Raw genomic sequence first — 12,794 nt, 5'->3', positions numbered from 1 at the left:
AATTACTGACAAAAATTTGCTCAAATAAACTTCGAGTAATTTCTACCATCAATCAATGAAAATAATTTCGATCAATCAATCAGTAAAAATCCACACAAGTTGTTCTTCATAATCTCTTAATGATCTTTCTAACATCTCGTCAATGCTAGAAGCTGGACTTCGATAAACTTAACAATTCAACGCTTCGCGTTTCGTTCGTTTCCGTCTATCTCGTCGGTATGGGGTGCATTCTAGAGCATTTCAGAATCATTGCAACCCCCAATTCACTATATTTTTCACGTATGTATTTTTTATAAGCGTTTTTGCTAAAAAAATTGCACTTTTACCTATTTTTTAAGCATTTTTTCTTTGTACACGACAAAAAAAGATAACTCATTGAAATAATGGCATAGTACTTGTTTTCTGACGACGAAATTGAAAATGACATTAACTTCTGTATACGTGTTAAAAAAACTTTATTGTGACCAATCACTTAGCCAAGAATCATAAAATTAGTGATTTATTTCGTCATCTTCAAGTTGGTCAAACTAAATGTCGTAAACGACGTATTTGGGTTGGTCGAGTGAAACTGTATATTAGTGCGCTACGATTAGAAGATGGAGAACTTTTACTTGTTGTTTCTCCTATGTTTAATGCTTCTGCTATTCGTGATTATGCATTACGCTGGGAAATCGAAACGTTATTTAGTTGTCTCAAAGGACGTGGATTCAATCTTGAAAATACTCGTTTAACAGACCCTAGACGAGTCAAGAAATTGATAGCAGTGCTAGCTATCGGTTTCTGTTGGTGCTATTTAACAGGTGAATGGCAACATGATCGGAAAAAAGCGATAAAAATAAAGAAGCATGGACGACTTTCAGTAAGTTTATTTCGCTACGGTTTGGACTATGTTCAAATGGCTATTCTACGTTTGATTGGTTTTGGAAAAAAAGAAGAATTTAAGAAAGTGCTAGCAATTTTAAGAAAGAAAAAGCCTGATAGGACAAGGATCCTATGAAATTTGTCGTGTACAGAGGTAATTTTTATGAAATCTAAAATCATGAGAAAAAGATAGAAAAGCACTTAGTCAGTTTCGGAGTATTATTTAAAACGTGGAGATGTTTTTCCTATGTTGATTAGTCAATTTATTTACGAATGAGATATAAAGTTTTATCTAATTTTTCTTTTTATCCAATTTAAAATTAGGTGCGTACACGGCCTCAACTTTCAATAAAGTATAAAAGGTGTTTGTGTAGGCAATACCCTTACTTTTGATAAGCCAAAAGAAAGCAAAAGCCTTTGTTACCCATACATAACATCCCTATTATGATGGATAACGTGTGGCATCCCTGCCACACTCGTGTATCCAAACGTTGCTTAAATTAAACTATGTAATAGTGGCGACATAAAGGTGCTCTTATCGCTATATATTAAAAACTTAGTGGAACACTGTTTCTAAAGCTTTTAAACCCACTTTGGGATCAAGTAGACCGTTGTAAATTTCAGGGATTTCACGTTCCACCCCAAAAAATTCATAAATGGCAAGCATCGCCCCACGAACTGAATATTCCACAGTAAAGACCACGTCATCTTCAATTTCCACAAACTGTCCAAGGAAAGCAAAGTTTTGTGAGCCTTGTGGAATTACCTGTGGACGATCCCCCGGTTTACGGCAGGCGAATAGGGCAGAGGCGTATGGCATCATGGCGGTAGTAACATCAGTCGTTGCCAAAACATGATCTAAAATGTCGTCAAAACCGAGCTGTTTAATCAGTTCTGTTAGGATTTCTTGCCCCGTGGCTTCGGACATTAGTTTTTTGATGTAATCGCCTATATGGTCAATTTGGAAACCGTAGCCCCATAAGGTATATAAACCTTCAGGTAAGTCGGCAAAGTGTGGCTGTGCAGGAACCACGATGGATAAATGCCAACCCGACTCATACCAAGTCATGAGTGCGCCTGTGCCTGGTTCATTGCCTGTATAGTCAATAATACGTTTAAGTAGCACGTCATCTTTCATGGTCAGAGTGAAAGACTCCCACTTATGTTCATCGACATTGCCATAAAAAGTCATTGGACGGCCAAAGTCTGGGGCTTTTTGTGCCAGCGTTTCCCAAAGCGTCCAGCCATGATCTTCTCGATGACGAATAAGGGCAGGCACGTCATGATTACCGCCATAACGTGAGTCTGCTGTAATAGAGCCTAAAGTGAAAATAGCTAAATCATTGGCTTTCAGATTAATTTGCTCTGAGCCTTCAGGCAATTGTACATATAGGCGTGAAGCGTAGCGTTCTTGAGTTTCAGCATTGGTAATGAAGTCTGCATCTGTGACATAGTGTCCAAAACGCACATCGACGCCTTGTGCGACTAACCAACGCTGTAGGGGCAGAATCATCGAGTCATATTGGTTGTACTTGGTACGTTTCACACCCGCTAAGGTATGAATGCGTGGCAATTCTTGAATAAAACGCAAGAAATAGCGTCTTAACTCTGCTGCACTGTGCCATTTTTGAAAAGCGAAAGTCGTGCGCCACATGCGCCAGAAATTGGTTTCAAAAAAGGTTTCATCAAAAAACTCATCAATGCGGCGACTGCCAATTTTTTCTTCTTTTGAAGCTAATAGGCGCAGCATCTGTGCACGATGTAGCGTATTCAGACCAAGCTTTGCTGCATCCGCAATGACATGTTCGGCATCAATCAACCGTGCATTGGCGTGGGTTTTCACTTTTTCATTAAACTCACGACATTCTTCACGCACCGAAATGTCTGGATTTTCCAAAGATGGAATACTGGAAAATAAGTCCCATAGGCACAAATAAGTTTCATCGGTCAGCATTCGCCCACCACGTGTTACCCAAGCTTGCGCGGCATGCGGTGTATGTCCACCATCCATCGAACCACCTGAAATATCGAGTTCTTCTAAAATATGGATATTTTTGGCAGGGACTTTGGCATCACGGATTGCAAATGCAGCAGCAGCCATACCTGCGATACCACCACCAATAATCCAAAGATGGGACTGTTGCGCGTCTAATGGGGTGCGCTTCTTATTTTGCATGGTTCACCTTTAATTATGATGTTAAAAATTATGAAGTAAAAAAATTGGTTTAGAAAAACCTTAAAAATAGTATGTCTTTTTATATATGAAAAATGTATGAAATGGGAAGCAATCCCCTCATTATATTTTGTAATCAAAAATAGACGTATGATGGCTATTTTTAATACACATTTGTCTTTTTATTAAAATTGAATATGATCTAAATAATTGATGTTAATGTTTATTGTTGAGTAATTGCTCTATTGTTGTTTTCACTATGCCGTATGCTAAATTTCTTTAAAAATAGGCTTTTTATTTATCATTAAAAAATATCTCTGTACACGACAAAAAAGATAACTCATTGAAATAATGGCATAGTACTTGTTTTCTGACGACGAATATGATGACACATTTCAATGAGTTACATCTCATCTTAAACAAATATCTAAAGTGGAACAAGTCACATGCAAAATGTTTTACACTGATTATGCTTGCATTAATTGTAAAAACAGACATGTAATCTTTCTTCTGCATCTAAAGCCTTACCCATCAAGTGCTTACCACAATCATTTTATCGACGTATACAACGCTTCTTTGCAGATCAGTATTTCGATTATCGTCAAATTTCTCAGTTAATTTTCAATATATTTTCATTCGATAAAGTCCAATTAACTTTGGATAGAACTAATTGGAAATGGGGAAAACGAGATATTAATATCTTGATGTTAGCCATCGTCTATCGTGGAATAGCGATACCTATTGTTTGGACATTGCTCAATAAACGTGGAAATTCAGATACAAAAGAGCGTATTGCTTTGATTCAACGCTTTATCTCCATTTTTGGTAAAGATCGTATTGTGAATGTGTTTGCAGACAGAGAATTTATCGGTGAGAAATGGTTTACATGGTTAATTGAAAATGACATTAACTTCTGTATACGTGTTAAAAAAACTTTATTGTGACCAATCACTTAGCCAAGAATCATAAAATTAGTGATTTATTTCGTCATCTTCAAGTTGGTCAAACTGAATGTCGTAAACGACGTATTTGGGTTGGTCGAGTGAAACTGTATATTAGTGCGCTACGATTAGAAGATGGAGAACTTTTACTTGTTGTTTCTCCTATGTTTAATGCTTCTGCTATTCGTGATTATGCATTACGCTGGGAAATCGAAACGTTATTTAGTTGTCTCAAAGGACGTGGATTCAATCTTGAAAATACTCGTTTAACAGACCCACCCTAGACGAGTCAAGAAATTGATAGCAGTGCTAGCTATCGGTTTCTGTTGGTGCTATTTAACAGGTGAATGGCAACATGATCGGAAAAAAGCGATAAAAATAAAGAAGCATGGACGACTTTCAGTAAGTTTATTTCGCTACGGTTTGGACTATGTTCAAATGGCTATTCTACGTTTGATTGGTTTTGGAAAAAAAGAAGAATTTAAGAAAGTGCTAGCAATTTTAAGAAAGAAAAAGCCTGATAGGACAAGGATCCTATGAAATTTGTCGTGTACAGAGGCATTTTTTATAAATATTTAGCAAATAGTCGATATTTAATTAAGTAAATTTCTTATATCTAGCAAATCTTTTTCAGCGCTTTTAAGTCTAATAAAAGTGACTTTGATTATTTATTAATCATTAGTCTACTTTTCTTCCTCAAAGCACATCATTTTTTTGTGTCATCACACCGATTCAAGCTTCATAGACATTTTTTAGCTTGCATTTTTATATTTACCAACATTCTTTTAACGTTCATATGCTAAATGTTGCATGACTTCCAAGATGACTTGTTGCTTTCCACTGAAATCCTCGGCAGAAAATAGCAGCTTGGCACGCCGAGGGAGTTGTTCTCGTACCAATGCAAATAGTTGGTACTGTGCTGCGATATCCAAATCATGTAATTGTTGCTGCGCCTCACAAAATAATGCTCTTTTATGCTGTGTAGTTTGGTAGTCAAATAAATACCTCAAGATTCGATCAATCTGTTCATCATGATTATCGGTATTGTAATACGCCATGTTGTTGCTCTTTTTTGATTTTTGACCATTGTTCCATAAGGCCTGTTTTTGCAAAAATCATTTTAATTACATGCTTAGTCATTTTTGCTGATAAAAATACAGCCTATTTTATTTGAATAATCACTATTAACGATCACAGTCATAAAAAGCCACTATTTTTGGGCTTTAGACGCATAGAGTGCAGGCTGCGTTTTACGTACACTCTTTTTATTTTTTAGGTGCAGGATGCCAACACAGTTTTTTCCACGCTTATTCTTACTATTAAGCGGATTAGGATTATTGGCTTTTGGTGTCGTACTCTCTATACATTCAAATTTAGGGACATCCCCTATTTCCTCGGTGCCCTACAGCTTTAGCTATATCTTTCCACTCACCGTCGGCACATTAACAGTATTGATGCACATCGTCATGATCCTGCTGCAAATGCTGATCTTAAAATCACGCTTTCAGTGGATACAATGGCTGCAATTACCCGTGGGAATTTTGTTTGGTGCATTTATTGACGGTTTAATGTGGCTCACCCAAGGCTGGAGCATAGAAAGTTACCCACTTCAACTCCTGGCTTGCTTGGCAAGTTGCCTGATTACCGCTTTAGGTGTGAGCTTAGTGGTCAAAGCCAGTCTAGTCCTCTTAGCCGCAGAAGGTCTCTATCAAGCCATTGCTATTCGTTATCGCCTTGATTTTGGCAACTGTAAAACCTATGGCGACATTGTCTTGGTCAGTATTGCGGTTATCAGCAGTTGGCTAGTCTTACATCAAGTCATCGGAGTACGTGAAGGCACCATTATTACCGCACTTTTAGTGGGGACTTTAGTCAAGCGGATTTTACCTAAATTAAGCTTCATTCAATTTGGCTCTAAGCCCTAAAACCAAGCTCCATGAACATCTATCTGAGTAAAGACATTTTAAAGCTCGATTGAATCGGGCTTTTTTTCTGGCGCAATTAAAGTCTTTAATACAGAAATGAATGTGATTTTTGAAAGGAATAGCTCAATTTTACAAATAAAAAAGGGAAAGATCTCTCCCAAAATCTTTCCCTTAGAATTGAATCTTTAGTCGATCCATCGTGTAGTTATTATAGTTATTTGTTAACTCACTAAAAAAAGAGTCCCTTGGGGAAGAGACTTATAAAAAGTGGAGCTATCGTTATGTACCCTCTAGATGGTATATATCTCTCTAGATGAATAAATCTTATACATAAAATTCAAGAAATGCAACACATTTGGCAAAATTTAAGTGTTGTTTTTATAAGGTTTTTTTTGAATTTGCTTATTTATATTATTAATATATTAATTGGTAAAAAAAAGCAGGCCGAAGCCTGCTTTTAATTCAATAACTTAACTAAAAATTCAAGAATTTATTAGTCGGTAAAAGTTACTTTTGCGATCGCTTTTTTGCTCGCTTGGATAATCAAAGTTTTGTTTTCTGACACAGCATAACCTGCATCAACCACTTCCCAATCCACTTTCACTGCACCACGACCAATTGCATCTTTTGCTTGAGCTGCATTTTTAGTCAAACCCGCTTCACGCAAAATAGAAGTAATGAAAATCTCACCACCAAATGCGCCACGAGAAATAGTCACTTCTGGTGTACCTTCTGGAAGTTCACCTTCAGTAATCAAGTTGCCTGCACCTTTGTGCGCATTTGCCGCAGCTTCTGCGCCATGGAAACGCTCAACCAATTCAAGTGCAAGAATTTTCTTCACTTCTTGTGGATTACGACCTTCAGCCACTTCTTTGAGCAACTGTTGAATTTCTTCAATCGATTTAAAGCTCAACAAGTCAAAGTAACGTTCGATCAAATCATCTGGCATTGAAAGCACTTTTTGGTACATCGCACCCGGTGCATCAAATACAGCAATATAGTTACCCAAAGATTTAGACATTTTATTTACGCCGTCTAAACCTTCAAGAATTGGCACAGTAATGCACACTTGAGATTCTTGGTCATAACGGCTTTGTAATGTACGACCCATCAGCAAGTTAAAGGTTTGGTCTGTACCACCTAACTCTACATCCGCTTCTAGTGCAACTGAGTCATAACCTTGTACCAATGGATATAAAAATTCGTGAATCGCAATCGGTTGATGGCTGTTATAACGTTTAGTGAAGTCATCACGTTCCAACATACGTGCCACAGTTTGCTGTGAAGCTAACTGAATCAAGTCAGCAGCAGTTTTTTGACCAAACCACTCTGAGTTAAACACAACTTTAGTTTTCGCTGGATCAAGAATCTTAAATACTTGTTCTTGATAAGTTTTAGCATTTTCTAAAACTTTTTCACGAGACAACGGCGGACGCGTAGCGCTCTTACCCGTTGGGTCACCGATCATGGCTGTATAGTCACCAATCAGGAAGTAAACTTCATGACCTAAATCTTGGAAAACTTTTAATTTATTAATCAGAACCGTATGACCTAAATGTAAATCAGGTGCAGTCGGGTCAAAACCCGCTTTAATTTTTAATGGGCGATTCTGCTTTAATTTCTTAAGAAGATCTTCTTCAGAAATAATCTCATGTGTGCCTCGTTGGATGAGGGCAAGTTGTTCTTCAGCCGGCAGGAAATTTGACATCACAAAATCCAAATAGATCAGTTATACAATTTGTGCGATATACTAACACTTTTTCAGCACATTGCAGGCTTAAGAATCATCATGACAGCGATCTACATTGGGGTAATGACCGGCACAAGCATGGATGGTGTCGATATTGTTGCTGCTTCTTTTGATCCTTTAGAGATTCATGCAACGCTCACACTTCCCTTCGACCCAGACCTTCGTGATGAACTGATGGCACTTACTTTGCCTGATGATAACGAAATTGATCGCATGGGTAAGGCAGACGTTGCTTTAGCTCAAATGATCGGTCATGGCATCAATGAATTGATCGAGAAGAATCAGCTAGATCGTAGTCAAATCAAGGCGATTGGCTCACATGGTCAAACCATCCGCCACCGTCCTGAACATGGTTTTACCCTGCAAATTGGCGACCCCAATATTATTACCGAACTCACTAAAATCCCTGTGATTTCAGACTTTCGCCGCCGCGATATGGCTGCGGGTGGTCAAGGCGCACCTTTAGTTCCTGCGTTCCATCAAGCGCTTTTCCAACATGACACCATTCACCGTGTGATTTTAAACTTGGGCGGCATCGCCAATGTCAGTATGTTACCTGCAGGCAAACCTGAAAATGTCTATGGCTTTGATACAGGCCCTGCCAACATTTTAATGGATGCATGGTGCGAACGTTATACTGGTCAACCGTATGATGAAAATGGCAACTGGGCGGCTTATGGTCAGCCTATTCGCAGCCTGCTCGACCGCTTACAAGCGCATGAGTTTTTCTCTAAAGAACCGCCAAAAAGTACAGGTCGTGAAGACTTCAATCTAGAATGGTTAGATGAACAGATTCTCGATTGGCGTGGAGATCTCGAATATGACGAACTCGAAGATACGCCAGAAAACATTCAAGCAACCTTAATGAAACTCACCACACGTGCCATTAAAAAAGCCATTTACCGTTCTGATATGGATACTGGTGAAGTCTATGTCTGTGGTGGTGGTGCATACAATTCGCACCTTTTAGAACAACTACGCTGGCGTCTACGTAAACATGGATGGACGGTGCAAAGTACCGCAGATTTAGGCTTAAGCCCAACATGGGTGGAAGCGACGGCCTTTGCTTGGTTGGCGATGCGCTTTGTCAATCAACTCAGTGCAAATTTACCAAGTGTGACGGGTGCTGCTGGCTATCGTATCTTAGGTACAATCACTGCGGTTTAAGAGTCAAAAACATATAAAAAAGGTCTGCAATTGCAGACCTTTTTTATATAGACACGCTTTTATATAGATTGACTACTATATACAAAGCATAGCTCAAACTTAATTCATCATTGCCTTGGCATGTTCATTACGAAAAGCCCGTAAAATCTGCTGTCCCGCCCGACCTGTTGGGCTTAAACCCAGTCGATTTTGCTCTTGTCGTATGGCTTGACGGGTTTTATCTCCAATTAATCCATCCACTTTACCAATGTCATAGCCACGGTTAAGTAAAAATTGTTGAATCTCACGTCGTTCCGCACGTGAAGTCCCAGGATCATCGGTTGGCCATGTCGTACTAAAGCCGCCCTTGCCTTGCAAGCGATCGGATAAATGCGCAATCGCTAATGCATAACTCTCTGCCGCATTGTAGCTGTAGATTGCATCGAAATTTTTAAACACCAAGAATACAGGCCCACTTGGCCCAGCCGGTGCCATTAATCCAGCTTGGCTCGATCCAGAAAGGTTACCTTGAATTAACGGCGTGCCATCGGCACGCTGCAAACCACGATTCATCCAGCTATCTAATGACTTTTTATTACGGCGACTTTCACCACTGATCGACATTCCTTCGGGAATTTTTACTTCAAAGCCCCACGGCTGACCAGTTTGCCAACCACGCTTTTTCAGGAAGTTGGCTGTAGATGCCAAAGCATCCGTGGTGCTCGATACCAAATCACGGCGGCCATCACCATCAAAATCGACGGCCAGTTCTTCATAAGTGCTCGGCATAAATTGGGTATGACCAAATGCACCTGCCCACGAACCTTTCAATTGTGATTCATTTAAATCACCACGCTGCAAAATCCGCATGGCTGCAAAAAACTCGCCACGGAAATAGCTTTGACGGCGTCCTTCACAACTTAAAGTGCCCAATGACTGTAATAACGGATAGCTACCCGCAATATCACCAAAATTACTCTCCACACCCCAAACCGCAACCACGGTTTCAGCAGGTACACCATAAGCCGCTGCGACACGGTTTAAAACATCACGATGCTGCGCCAATTTCTGCCGACCCAGTTGTACACGCTCTTCATCCACCAGTCCTGACAAATAGTCCCAAATCGGTGTTGAAAACTCAGGCTGATAGTTGAGCTTTTCAATCACAGAATAATCAGGTGTTAAATTTTGTGTATAACGATCATAAGTGGACGTATTCACACCAGCATTAATCGCTTGCGAGCGCAAATTGGCTAAACAGCCTTGAAAGTTATTTTGTGGTGAAATGCTGCTTGTTGCAGGCATGCTCGACGCATTGACAGACTGACCATTAATAATCAACTCGGCATTTGCCTGAGTTATTGCCAAAAAAGCAGTCCCGAAAACAAATCCTAAGTAATGCTTCATACCCTTGATCTTTTTTGAATTTAAATTGTTGCTTTAACAATAGCAGCTCAAAGCAAAAGTTAAAGGTTCAAAACGTAAATTTAAATTCATAATTTCTACTTATTTAAATTCATTTTTTAAATTTGAATTCAAAAGCAGTTATCCACAACCTTATTTTAAATTCATTACAAACCAAACAGCGGTTTAAATTTAAATTCAAAACTTTTAAATTTAAAAATAAACTGCATGTAGAAAAAGTTATCCACAAATTCAAAATGGCGTGACAATTCATTTTTTATTGTTGATAATCAAAATATTATAGTTCTTAAAAGACTCTCTTTATAGATCCAATAAGTCTGATCAACTTTTAAATTTAAACACAACGAAATGAATTCATTTTTTCAAATTTAAATTCATAAACTTTGAATTCATTGTTTTCGGTATCGGATTTTTTGAATTCAAATTCATGGTTTGAATTTAAAAACACGGTTTGAATTCAAAACACATTGGTTATTTTTGATTTTGATTCACACACATCGCAGGCCATTGATACGGAAAAAACCATACGAAGATTCGCGCAGAATATTTATAAACGAACGAACACTTTATGATCAATAGTTTCTTGTCGTTTCACCGATAAGCGGTGTGATTTTGCAAAGAGGCGCAATGATGCCCGAACTACAGCGATAAAAAAAGCGGCCATGTGCATGACCGCTTTTTTATCATTCAAACTCAGGTTTAAATGGTCATATCTTCGCTAAGTGCCAGTGGATTCGGCAAAATTTTCGCCAAAGCACGACATAAAGCTGTTAATTCAGCAGTATCGTTCGGCATTAAAGTGATGTGACCGATTTTGCGGCCTTCACGCTCTGTTTTGTTATACAGATGCAAATGCGCGCCATTCAGTGCCAATACATCTTCAGACTTCGGATGTTGGCCAATGATGTTTACCATGACCGTTGGACGAACAACTTCAGTCGAACCCAAAGGCAAACCTGCTACAGCACGAATGTGGTTTTCAAACTGTGAACACACTGCACCTTCAATCGACCAATGCCCCGAGTTATGCACACGTGGCGCCATTTCATTGGCATATAAGCCTTTATCGGTCACAAACAGCTCTAGCGTCAAAACACCGACATAATTCAAATGATTGAGCAGGCGAGTAATGTAGTCTTGCGCAACTGGTTGTAAGTCTGCGCTGTTTGGCGCAGGCACAATCGAATGCGACAAAATGCCGTTGTGGTGGTGGTTTTCCGCCAATGGCCATGTTTTCACATCACCGTCTTGACCACGCACCGCAATGATTGAGACTTCACGTGAGAAGGTTACAAAGCTTTCCGCAATCAATTCACCAGCAGGGCCCAGTTCAGCCCATGCTTGATCCATTTGCTCAGCGCTACGTAGCACGAATTGGCCTTTACCATCATAACCGCCACGCGATGTTTTCAGTACGATGGGTAAACCCAGCTCAGCAACAGCGGCTTCCAAACTCTCTAAAGACGTCACAGCCTTATAGGGTGCAACTGGAATAGCTAATTCATCAAACAAGGCTTTTTCAGACAAACGATGCTGTGCAATCGCTAAAGCTTGACGCGGCGGGTGCAGTGCTTTGTTCTTGGTCAACACATCAACATCTGCTAACGGGGTATTTTCAAACTCTAAGCTGAAAACATCTGCACTCTGAATGAAATCTTGCAAGCCATTTTCAGCTTGGGTCGAAATCACTGGACCTAGGGCTGCAGAAGGGCAGTCGGTACTCGCTTCAAAGAAGGTGCATTGAATGTTTAAAGGTAATGCCGCTTGCGCCATCATACGACCAAGCTGGCCACCACCAAAAATACCAATGGTTTTATCCATGAGAAATGCCCCTTAATTAAGCTTGACCCGGAATATTTTTACTCGCCACTTTATCGGTTTGCGCAGCGCGGAAATCTGCAACATTTTTTGCGATATCAGGACGCGTTAAACCTAAAATTTGTGCCGCCATGATCGCTGCATTGGTTGCACCCGCTGGGCCAATCGCCAAAGTACCAACTGCAATACCTGCTGGCATTTGCACGATAGACAGCAATGAATCCACGCCGTTTAAAATCGATGATTTTACCGGTACACCAAGTACAGGCAGGTCAGTCTTCGCTGCGCACATGCCTGGCAAATGTGCAGCACCGCCAGCACCGGCAATAATCACTTGAATACCACGATCACGTGCGGTTTCGGCATATTCGAATAATCGATCTGGAGTTCGGTGTGCAGATACTACTTCCGCTTCAAATGGGACGCCAAGCTGTTTGAGCATATTGGCAGTGTTTTCTAGCGTTGCCCAATCCGATTGAGAACCCATGATAATTCCAACGAGAGGAGTGTCTTGTGAAGCGGCCGCATTCATTGCAATGTTTCCAGAGATTAAAGTAAGAGAGAGTAAATCTCGACTAGAGCCAAGCTTTAATAAGAGCCCCGTATTATAGACTGAAAATTCATCTCATTGACATCCTCACCCCCTTAAAAGAGGGTGATTCCTACAGCTAGACGCTTATGCCCAAGCGCAAGAATGTTTAGAGCTGAGTTTATATCTCGATCATGAGCTGTACCACAGCTCATGCACTCCCATT

Annotated in this window: 9 protein-coding genes and 2 pseudogenes; 4 read left to right on the top strand and 7 right to left on the bottom strand. The window is 39.8% G+C overall.

All coding sequences use genetic code 11. From position 1 onward, the window contains the following. Positions 1–413 precede the first annotated feature (413 nt). Positions 414–997 (top strand): annotated as a pseudogene (locus FTT77_RS16230) (IS4-like element ISAba33 family transposase); the annotation flags it as partial. A 420-nt stretch (positions 998–1,417) separates the two neighbouring features. Here FTT77_RS16230 and FTT77_RS16225 read toward each other — a convergent pair. Beyond that, positions 1,418–3,037 carry an oleate hydratase gene (locus FTT77_RS16225; RefSeq protein ID WP_180109593.1) on the bottom strand — a complete coding sequence of 540 codons (1,620 nt, stop codon included), beginning with the start codon at positions 3,035–3,037 and terminating at the stop codon, positions 1,418–1,420. 382 nt (positions 3,038–3,419) lie between these two features. Between FTT77_RS16225 and FTT77_RS16220 the strand changes: the two are divergent. Further along, positions 3,420–4,515, top strand: a pseudogene (locus FTT77_RS16220) (IS4-like element ISAba33 family transposase). 245 nt (positions 4,516–4,760) lie between these two features. On the opposite strand, the gene FTT77_RS16215 reads toward FTT77_RS16220, so the two are convergent. Further along, positions 4,761–5,033, bottom strand: coding sequence for a hypothetical protein (locus FTT77_RS16215; RefSeq protein WP_180042222.1), 273 nt, complete (start codon positions 5,031–5,033; stop codon positions 4,761–4,763). Positions 5,034–5,258: 225 nt separating this feature from the next. Here FTT77_RS16215 and FTT77_RS16210 point away from each other — a divergent pair, with 225 nt between their 5' ends. Next, on the top strand, positions 5,259–5,900 hold the full coding sequence (locus FTT77_RS16210) for a YitT family protein (RefSeq protein ID WP_180022985.1): 642 nt from the start codon (positions 5,259–5,261) through the stop codon (positions 5,898–5,900). 493 nt (positions 5,901–6,393) lie between these two features. Here the strand turns inward: FTT77_RS16210 and tyrS are convergent, their stop codons facing one another. Then, the gene (gene tyrS / locus FTT77_RS16205; protein WP_171262600.1) at positions 6,394–7,626 is read right to left on the bottom strand and encodes a tyrosine--tRNA ligase; all 1,233 of its coding nucleotides are present in this window, start codon (positions 7,624–7,626) and stop codon (positions 6,394–6,396) included. A 63-nt stretch (positions 7,627–7,689) separates the two neighbouring features. Here tyrS and FTT77_RS16200 point away from each other — a divergent pair, with 63 nt between their 5' ends. After that, complete coding sequence (locus tag FTT77_RS16200) at positions 7,690–8,817, top strand: anhydro-N-acetylmuramic acid kinase (RefSeq protein ID WP_180074487.1); 1,128 nt, start codon at positions 7,690–7,692, stop codon at positions 8,815–8,817. Between the two features lie 99 nt (positions 8,818–8,916). On the opposite strand, the gene FTT77_RS16195 is transcribed toward FTT77_RS16200, so the two are convergent. The 4 genes from FTT77_RS16195 to FTT77_RS16180 all read right to left on the bottom strand — a co-directional run. Next, positions 8,917–10,203, bottom strand: coding sequence for a lytic murein transglycosylase (locus FTT77_RS16195; RefSeq protein ID WP_180109577.1), 1,287 nt, complete (start codon positions 10,201–10,203; stop codon positions 8,917–8,919). Between the two features lie 717 nt (positions 10,204–10,920). Continuing rightward, entirely contained in the window at positions 10,921–12,042 is a 1,122-nt protein-coding gene (locus FTT77_RS16190; RefSeq protein ID WP_168379845.1) for a 5-(carboxyamino)imidazole ribonucleotide synthase, read from the bottom strand. A gap of 16 nt (positions 12,043–12,058) precedes the next feature. After that, entirely contained in the window at positions 12,059–12,571 is a 513-nt protein-coding gene (purE, locus tag FTT77_RS16185; RefSeq protein WP_180027345.1) for a 5-(carboxyamino)imidazole ribonucleotide mutase, read from the bottom strand. 113 nt (positions 12,572–12,684) lie between these two features. After that, positions 12,685–12,794: zinc ribbon domain-containing protein (locus FTT77_RS16180; RefSeq protein WP_179994364.1), on the bottom strand; the 110-nt coding region annotated here is incomplete at its 5' end.

It is taken from the genome of Acinetobacter sp. YH01010 (genome assembly GCF_013420775.1).
Classification (GTDB): Bacteria; Pseudomonadota; Gammaproteobacteria; order Pseudomonadales; family Moraxellaceae; genus Acinetobacter; species Acinetobacter amyesii.
The sequence above is the reverse complement of the archived record's forward strand: the minus strand, read 5'-3'. Positions and strand labels throughout refer to the sequence as shown.

Excerpts from the sequence above, each read along its gene's own strand:
- FTT77_RS16225 (WP_180109593.1), bottom strand. The coding sequence starts at position 3,037 with ATGCAAAATAAGAAGCGCACCCCATTAGACGCGCAACAGTCCCATCTT.
- FTT77_RS16210 (WP_180022985.1), top strand. The coding sequence starts at position 5,259 with ATGCCAACACAGTTTTTTCCACGCTTATTCTTACTATTAAGCGGATTA.
- FTT77_RS16215 (WP_180042222.1), bottom strand. The coding sequence starts at position 5,033 with ATGGCGTATTACAATACCGATAATCATGATGAACAGATTGATCGAATC.
- FTT77_RS16200 (WP_180074487.1), top strand. The coding sequence starts at position 7,690 with ATGACAGCGATCTACATTGGGGTAATGACCGGCACAAGCATGGATGGT.
- FTT77_RS16190 (WP_168379845.1), bottom strand. The coding sequence starts at position 12,042 with ATGGATAAAACCATTGGTATTTTTGGTGGTGGCCAGCTTGGTCGTATG.
- purE (WP_180027345.1), bottom strand. The coding sequence starts at position 12,571 with ATGAATGCGGCCGCTTCACAAGACACTCCTCTCGTTGGAATTATCATG.
- FTT77_RS16195 (WP_180109577.1), bottom strand. The coding sequence starts at position 10,203 with ATGAAGCATTACTTAGGATTTGTTTTCGGGACTGCTTTTTTGGCAATA.